General features: G+C 60.3%; 9 protein-coding genes. All 9 read left to right on the forward strand.

Features of this window, described 5'->3' with window-relative positions; genetic code table 11:
* Positions 1-782, forward strand: a 782-nt coding sequence (locus AC1DT3_RS08035; RefSeq protein WP_477464729.1) for an extracellular solute-binding protein, incomplete at its 5' end; no start/stop codon positions are given.
* Positions 783-838: 56 nt separating this feature from the next.
* Positions 839-1,771: a carbohydrate ABC transporter permease gene (locus AC1DT3_RS08040; protein WP_477464730.1), complete on the forward strand. Its 933-nt coding sequence runs from the start codon at positions 839-841 to the stop codon at positions 1,769-1,771.
* A complete protein-coding gene (locus AC1DT3_RS08045) occupies positions 1,768-2,625 on the forward strand; it encodes a carbohydrate ABC transporter permease (RefSeq protein ID WP_477464731.1) in 858 nt (285 codons plus the stop codon). The genes AC1DT3_RS08040 and AC1DT3_RS08045 overlap by 4 nt, the downstream gene beginning before the upstream one ends.
* A gap of 9 nt (positions 2,626-2,634) precedes the next feature.
* Positions 2,635-3,315 (forward strand): N-acetylmannosamine-6-phosphate 2-epimerase, encoded by a 681-nt coding sequence (locus AC1DT3_RS08050; RefSeq protein ID WP_477464732.1) that lies wholly within the window; start codon positions 2,635-2,637, stop codon positions 3,313-3,315.
* A gap of 20 nt (positions 3,316-3,335) precedes the next feature.
* A complete protein-coding gene (locus AC1DT3_RS08055) occupies positions 3,336-4,406 on the forward strand; it encodes an ABC transporter ATP-binding protein (protein WP_477464733.1) in 1,071 nt (356 codons plus the stop codon).
* 132 nt (positions 4,407-4,538) lie between these two features.
* A complete protein-coding gene (gene msrP, locus AC1DT3_RS08060) occupies positions 4,539-5,483 on the forward strand; it encodes a protein-methionine-sulfoxide reductase catalytic subunit MsrP (RefSeq protein ID WP_477464734.1) in 945 nt (314 codons plus the stop codon).
* Positions 5,483-6,109, forward strand: a complete 627-nt coding sequence (gene msrQ / locus AC1DT3_RS08065; RefSeq protein WP_477464735.1) for a protein-methionine-sulfoxide reductase heme-binding subunit MsrQ — start codon at positions 5,483-5,485, stop codon at positions 6,107-6,109. Before msrP ends, msrQ begins: the two co-directional genes overlap by 1 nt.
* 55 nt (positions 6,110-6,164) lie before the next feature.
* Complete coding sequence (modA, locus tag AC1DT3_RS08070; RefSeq protein WP_477464736.1) at positions 6,165-6,980, forward strand: molybdate ABC transporter substrate-binding protein; 816 nt, start codon at positions 6,165-6,167, stop codon at positions 6,978-6,980.
* Positions 6,977-7,675 (forward strand): molybdate ABC transporter permease subunit, encoded by a 699-nt coding sequence (gene modB, locus AC1DT3_RS08075; RefSeq protein WP_477464737.1) that lies wholly within the window; start codon positions 6,977-6,979, stop codon positions 7,673-7,675. The genes modA and modB overlap by 4 nt, the downstream gene beginning before the upstream one ends.
* The last annotated feature ends 79 nt before the right edge of the window (positions 7,676-7,754 follow it).

Raw genomic sequence — 7,754 nt, forward strand, 5'->3', positions numbered from 1 at the left:
TCACTCCTCCCAAGACCTGGGATGAGCTGATCGCGGTCGCGCAAGCGCTCAAGGCAAAGAACATCGCCCCCTTCGCAAACGGCACTGCGACCGCTTGGCAGAACGAGACGATCGTCGGCGGATTGCTGTCCTCCATGCTGGGCAAGCAGTTCGAAGAGGATATCGCTTCGGGCAAGGCGAACTTCACCGATCCGCGTTTCGTGAACGCGCTCGCCAAGCTCAAGGACGTGAGCCAGTACTTCTCGCCAAACTTTACCGGCGTCGACTACCCGTCCTCGCAACAGCTCTTCGTTGCGGGCCGTGCGGCGATGTTCGCCGGAGGTTCGTATGAGGTGGCGAACTTCAAGAACCAGAACCCGACTCTCGACCTCGGCGTCTTCCCTGCGCCTGTGCTGAAAGCTGGCGACCAGGCGCTTATCGCGACCTATTATGACGGCGGCTACGCGGTAAACGCGAAGTCGGAGAAGAAGGATGCGGCGCTCAAGTTCGTTCGCTTCCTCGCGACGCCGGAATACGGCACTTCGTTCACCAACGCGCTCAAGAACCTGTCGCCCATCAAGGGCATCAAGATCGAGGACGCGCTGACCCAGGAAGTCGCAAAGCTCGCCGAGAACTCCATGTCCTACCTGATGCTCGTGCGCTTCCGCTATCAGGAGCCGAGCGGATCGGTGCTGTTGCAGTCGAACGTGCAGAAGATGCTCGCCGGTCAACAGACGCCGGAGCAGGCGGYCGCGGAGATCAACAAGGGCATCGCGACCTACTACAAGCCGTTCCAGAAGTAAGACCTGTCATGGCGGCGAGACTCTGATCTCGCCGCCATTTCTTCAAGGTTCAGTTCATGCCCGTCTCGCCGAAACAGGCCCGCACGCTGAAGCACCGGAGTTGGGTGGCATTTCTTGTCATTCCGCCCATCGTCTTCATGTCGTTGTTCGTGGTCTATCCGATCCTGTCCGCGTTCGCTTACGCCTTCTACGAATGGCGCGGCCTGGCACGCGGCGAATTCATCGGGCTTGCGAATTTCAAGGAAGTGCTGTTCGGCCAGACCATGGCTCCGGTGGTGTGGAATGCGTTCTTGCACAACGTCCAGGCTCTCGTCGCGCTGATGATCATTCAGAACGGCGGCGGTTTTCTGCTGGCGTGGCTTCTATATAAGGAGCCGTTCGGTTTTCGATTCCATCGGGTCGCGGTCTTTGTGCCCGTGGTGCTTTCGACCATCATCGTCGGCTTCCTCTGGAAGCTGTTTCTCAATCCGAATTTCGGCATCATCAATCAAGCGCTCTACACCGTCGGCCTCGACGTTTTGGCGAGACCCTGGCTCGGTGACGCCTCGACCGCTCTTTGGGCATTGATCCTCGCCAATGCGTGGCACTTCGTCGGTTTTCCGACTCTCGTCTATCTCGCCGGCATGCAACGCATTCCCTCCGAGATCATTGAAGCCGCGCGTCTCGATGGCACAAGCGAATGGCAGCTGCTCAAGACGGTGATCTGGCCGCTGGTCGCGCCCTCGACCACGATCTTGTTCACATTGCTCTTCATCGGCGCGTTCAACTGGTTTGAAATTCCGTATGTGATGGTCGGCCTCGACGGTTCGCCGTATGGATCGACCGATGTCCTCGGTCTGGTCTTCTATCGCACGGCCTTCGGCAATCAGAGCGCCAGCATCCAGAATTTTGGTCAAGGATCGGCGCTTGCGACTCTGATCTTCCTCTTCATCGTCGTCTTTGCATCGCTGCTGACATTGTGGCTGCGCCGTCGGGAGATCCAGTTTTGAGCGCCGCGACCACCACTCACGCTCCGGCTGCGCGACAGCCGATCTCGTTTGCGTTTCTCGCGCAGATCATCCTGATCCTGAACTCGTTCATCATGCTCTACCCCGTGGTCGTGATGGTGTTCTCTGCGTTCAAGACGACCGGCGAGATCTTCGAGCATCCGTTCGCTCTGCCGGATTTCACGCAAGTTCAGAATTTCGCGCGCGTTCTCGGCGAGACGTCGATGCCGACCTATTTCATGAACTCGATCGCGGTCACGGGCCTCTCGATCGTGCTGATCCTCGTTCTCGGCACGATGGCCGGGTATGCGGTGGCTCGCTACGAGTCTCGGACGAATACGTTCATCCTCCTGTTCTTCCTGGCGGGGCTCATGCTGCCCCTGAAGCTCGCGGTCATTCCACTCTTCATCCTCCTTCGCGATCTCCATCTGCTCGATTCGCGCTGGGCGCTCGTCGTCACCTACACGGCCATCGGCCTGCCGTCGGCAGTCTTCATCATGGCGGGATTCCTTCGTTCGCTGCCGGCCGAGCTCGAGGACGCGGCGCGTATCGATGGCGCATCCGAACCGCGCATCATGTGGTCGGTCATGCTGCCGCTCGCGCGCCCACCCATGGCCATCGCAGCCATCCAGAACGCCGTGCCGATCTGGAACGACTTCTTCTTCCCGCTCGTGTTCATTCAGACGGATTCCGCCAAAACGCTGCCGCAGGGTCTGACCTCGTTCATGGGGGAATACACGACCGATTGGGGCATGCTGTTTGCCGGACTGACGATTGCCGCGGCTCCGATTACGCTTCTCTATATCGCCTTGTCGCGTCAGTTCATTCAGGGCATGACTGCGGGAGCGGTGAAGTAGGTAACAGCAATGTTGATTCCGAAAGGCACGCTTCTGGTCTCATGCCAGGCTCGCGCGGATAACCCGCTGCACGGCCCGATCTTCATGTCGGCCATGGCGCGGGCGGCCGCCGCAGGCGGAGCGCGCGGGTTTCGCGCCAATGGGGCCGAGGACGTGGCGGCCATCCGTGCCATCTCGACGCTTCCGATCATCGGCATCTCGAAGGTCTTCGACGAGCGATTCCCGGTCTACATCACACCGAACTTCGAGAGCGCGTCTCAGATCGCCCATGCGGGAGCCGACGTGATCGCGATCGACGCAACCCCCCGGCCGCGGAATGGCGAGCCGGTGGCCCATCTGGTCGCCCGTATCCGCGATGAGCTGAAACGTGAGGTCTTTGCCGACGTCTCGACGCTGGAGGAGGGAAAGGCTGCACAATCCTATGGTGCAACCTATGTTGCGACGACCCTAGCTGGCTATACCGATGAGACAGCGTCCTCCAAAACCAAGGGGCCCGATCTCGAGCTGCTGTCGGCCCTCGTCGCCGCCGTCTCCACGCCTGTCGTCGCCGAAGGGCGCTTCGACACGCCGGAGCTCGTCGCGGAGGCCCTGTCCCGTGGGGCTCACGCCGTCGTCGTTGGCACTGCCATCACGAATCCACGCGAAATTACAAGACGATTCGTCCACGCCATCGAAGGCGGGGCGGCATAACACAGGGTCGGGAGAGAACAATGGCGAACGTAGCGATCCGCGACGCGAAGAAGTCGTATGGAGCCGTATCGATCATCAAGGGCGTGAGCGTCGATATTCAGGACGGTGAGTTCGTCATCCTCGTCGGGCCCTCCGGTTGCGGAAAGTCGACCCTGCTGCGGATGATCGCGGGTCTCGAAGATATCGACGGTGGAACGATCAGCATCGGAAAGCGGGTGGTCAACGAGGTGGCTCCGAAGGACCGCGATATCGCGATGGTGTTTCAGAACTATGCACTCTATCCGCACATGACGGTTGCCGAGAACATGGCGTTCTCGCTCAAATTGAAGGGCACGCCGCAGGCCCAGCAGAAGAAGCGCGTCGAGGATGCTGCAGCAGCGCTCGGCCTGGCGCCGCTGCTGGATCGCTACCCGCGCCAATTGTCGGGCGGTCAACGCCAGCGCGTGGCCATGGGACGCGCCATTGTGCGCGATCCGCAGGTCTTCCTTTTCGACGAGCCATTGTCGAACCTCGATGCCAAGTTGCGTGTCGCGATGCGGGCGGAAATCAAAGAACTCCACCAGCGCCTCAAGACGACGACGGTCTACGTCACACACGACCAGATCGAAGCCATGACGATGGCAGACAAGATCGTCGTGATGCATGACGGCATCGTGGAACAAATCGGCGCACCGCTGGAATTGTACGATCGGCCGGTCAACCGGTTCGTTGCGGGCTTCATCGGCTCGCCGGCCATGAACTTCATGGATGGTGTTCTTGGCCCCGACGGACTGGTGCTGACCGGCGGCGCGGTATTGCCGCTCGCGCTGAAAGGCACGCAGTCGCTCGGAGCGAAGCTGACTTACGGCATCAGGCCGGAACATCTTCAACTTGTCGCGGAAGGGACGCCGGGCTCGATTCCAGCAACGGTCTCGGTGATCGAACCGACGGGATCCGACACCACCCTCATCGTCAAGGCGGCAGGCGCGAACGTCACCGTCGTGCTGCGCGAGCGGGTCGACCTGCGACCGGGACAGGCGATCGCGCTGCAACCGGTCAGCCTGCAGTCACACCTTTTTGACGAGGCGGGACTACGGATAGCATCCGTCTGACGCGAACTTGTCCCAACGGAAAGCGTTCTCCAAGCGTATTTCCGAGGCGGCGACAGCATAACGGAAACGTGAAAGCGTCGGTTTCTGTTTCGGTGTACCGATGTATCCCTGGGTTCCAAGCGAGGTACCGCCGTGCTGATCCGTCGCCCGTCAGACGTGCTTCCATCCGAGATCACATCACGGGATCTCTACCTGAACCGACGTCAATGGATGGCGGGATTCGCGGGTGCCGCTTTGGCTGGCGGTCTTGCAGGACGCGCAGCGGCGGCGCCACTCACGGCAGAGAAAAGTCCCTTCTCGACGGACGAAAAGCCGACGAGCAAAGAGGACGTGACCCATTACAACAACTACTACGAGTTTGGCGTCGACAAGGCGGATCCGGCGGCGCATGCGAGCACGTTGAAAACGTCGCCGTGGGCCGTGAAGATCGACGGTCTGGTGGCCAAGCCGGCGACGTATACGCTCGAGGATCTCATCAAACCGGCGAAGCTCGAGGAGCGCATCTATCGGATGCGCTGCGTGGAAGGCTGGTCGATGGTGATCCCATGGATCGGTTTTCCGCTGGCCGATCTCGTCAAGCGCGTCGAGCCGATGAGCGGTGCCAAATACCTTGCGTTCGAGACCGTCTATCGTCCCGAGGAGATGGTAGGTCAGCGTGGCCTTTTGCCGGTCCTCGATTGGCCGTATGTCGAAGGGCTCCGGATAGACGAAGCCATGAATCCGCTAGCCCTCATGGCCGTCGGCCTCTACGGCGAAACGCTCATGAATCAGAACGGCGCGCCGATCCGCCTCGTCGTGCCCTGGAAATACGGCTTCAARGGCATCAAGTCGATCACCCGGATCAGCTTTGTCGAGAAGGAGCCCGAGACCTCTTGGAACCGCCAAGCCTCGGATGAATACGGGTTCTACGCCAATGTAAATCCCGCCGTCGATCACCCCCGCTGGAGCCAGGCGACCGAGCGGCGGATCGGGGAGGGCGGTTTGTTCGTCAAACGCCGGCCGACGCTCCTGTTCAACGGCTATGCCGAGCAGGTCGCAGGCCTCTATTCCGGCATGGATTTGCGGAAGTTCTACTGATGGCGAAGCGTCCGCCCGCAAGCGCGAAACGCTTCGAGGTGCCGAAGATCGCAATCTATATCGTCGGCTTCGTGCCCGCTGTCTGGTATTTCTACCTCGGCGTCAACGATCGGCTCGGCGCTGATCCCATGCGATATCTGGAACAAACGCTCGGCCTCTGGGCATTGCGATTCTTGATCTTGACCCTGGCCATCACGCCCCTGCGGCAGCTCTTTAAGATCAATTTGCTTAGATATCGCCGTACTCTGGGGCTCCTCTGCTTTTATTATGCCGCACTCCATCTGACGACTTATCTCGTCCTCGATCAGGGGCTCGATTGGGCTGCCATCTGGGCCGATATCGTCAAGCGGCCCTATATCACCATCGGCATGGCGACGTTCATCATTCTCATTCCGCTTGCCGCGACATCGAACAACACCGCAATCCGCCGTCTGGGCGGGCAGACCTGGGCTCGGGTCCACAAGCTCGTGTACCTCGCTGCAATAGGCGCGGCGCTCCACTTCCTGCTTGTCGTCAAATCCTGGCCCATGGAGCCTATCGTCTATGCCGCCATCATCACGGTTCTGCTTGGATATCGGCTCGTTCGGGTAGTTGGCCGCCAAGCCCCTAAACGCCAGGTCGCTTGATAGCGCGTTATCCTCCGCTAGGATGTGATGAGCCGTTTGAAGCGAGGATAAATCCATGCTGCACCTTCCAAAGACGTGGGCCGCACGCGTTGGCGCCGCTATTTTTTGCACTGCACTGGCTGGCTTGATGTCGGGTTCAGTGGCGCTCGCGCAGAGCAAGCCTGTGGTCGTGTTCGCCGCAGCGAGCCTGAAGAATGCCCTCGATGAGATCGGCGAAGCGTGGCAGCGTGATACGGGGAAGGCGGTCACCGTCTCTTTTGCCGCGAGCAACACCCTCGCAAAGCAGATCGAAGCCGGTGCACCAGCCGACGTGTTTTTTTCAGCCGATCTCGACTGGATGGACGACCTCGACAAGAAAAAGCTGATCCAGACCCAAAGCCGTTCGAACCTGCTCGGCAACCGGATCGCCCTGATTGCGCCGAAGGACTCTACGGTCGATCTGGCCGTGAAGCCTGGCTTTGAACTCGCCAATGCGCTCGCCGGCGGACGTCTCGCCATGGGCAATGTGGATGCAGTTCCAGCAGGGAAATATGGCAAGGCGGCGCTCGAAAGACTCGGCGTCTGGGCCGATGTGAAGGACAAGGTCGCGCAGGCGGAGAGCGTCCGAGCGGCGCTTCTTCTCGTCTCGCGCGGTGAAGCTCCCCTCGGCATTGTCTACCAGACCGATGCGGCGGCCGATCCTAACGTCAAGATCGTTGCGGCCTTCCCCGAAGACACGCATCCGCCGATCATCTATCCAGTCGCGTTGACAGCGGCAGAAACAAATCCTGATGCGGCGGCTTTCCTCGCGTTCCTGCGCTCCGGTAAAGCGCGCCCCTTATTTGAAAAGCAGGGTTTTACGATCATGGACAAGTCGGCTTCCGGTTCGTGAACGCTTGGCTCACACCCGCGGAATGGACCGCCGTCGGGCTGAGCCTGAAGGTTTCCGCCGTTGCTATGGCAGCAAGCTTGATCCCGGGTATCCTGATGGCCCTCGCGTTGGCCCGCGGCCGGTTCTGGGGTCGGCAGGCTCTTGATGTCCTGGTACATCTTCCGTTGGTGATGCCGCCCGTGGTTACGGGCTACCTTCTTCTGCTGTGGTTCGGAAAAAAAGGCCCCATCGGAGCGTTTCTGGCCGAGCAGTTCGGTATTGTTTTCGCGTTCCGCTGGACTGGCGCCGCACTCGCTTGCGCCGTCATGGCCTTTCCGCTGCTGGTACGTGCAATCAGGCTATCGATCGAAGCCGTCGATCGTCGCCTCGAGGATGCTGCGGGAACGCTGGGCGCCAATCCAGTCTGGGTGTTCGTCGTCGTCACTCTGCCGCTCATCTTGCCTGGCATCATTGCCGGATTGGTGCTGTGTTTTGCCAAGGCAATGGGTGAATTCGGGGCGACCATCACGTTCGTGTCGAACATTCCCGGTGAAACGCAAACAATTCCGACCGCCATCTATACTCTCACGCAGATTCCCGGTGGCGAGAGCGGCGCAATGCGGCTGACGCTGGTCTCGATCGCTATTTCGGTGGTGGCGCTTTTCGTCTCCGAGTGGCTGGCGCAGAAGCTCCGGCAAAGAATGGTCGCGGCATGACGCTGGACGTGGATATTCGGCACATCCAGGGTGATTTCACCCTCCAAGCGCGGTTCCATTCGGCTGGCCGGCTGACGGC

The sequence above is a fragment of the Microvirga sp. P4_G7 genome (genome assembly GCF_056401005.1).

Bases quoted from the DNA above. Each gene is read 5' to 3' on its own strand.
- AC1DT3_RS08040 (WP_477464730.1), top strand. From the start codon at position 839: ATGCCCGTCTCGCCGAAACAGGCCCGCACGCTGAAGCACCGGAGTTGG.
- msrQ (WP_477464735.1), top strand. From the start codon at position 5,483: ATGGCGAAGCGTCCGCCCGCAAGCGCGAAACGCTTCGAGGTGCCGAAG.
- AC1DT3_RS08050 (WP_477464732.1), top strand. From the start codon at position 2,635: ATGTTGATTCCGAAAGGCACGCTTCTGGTCTCATGCCAGGCTCGCGCG.
- modA (WP_477464736.1), top strand. From the start codon at position 6,165: ATGCTGCACCTTCCAAAGACGTGGGCCGCACGCGTTGGCGCCGCTATT.
- AC1DT3_RS08055 (WP_477464733.1), top strand. From the start codon at position 3,336: ATGGCGAACGTAGCGATCCGCGACGCGAAGAAGTCGTATGGAGCCGTA.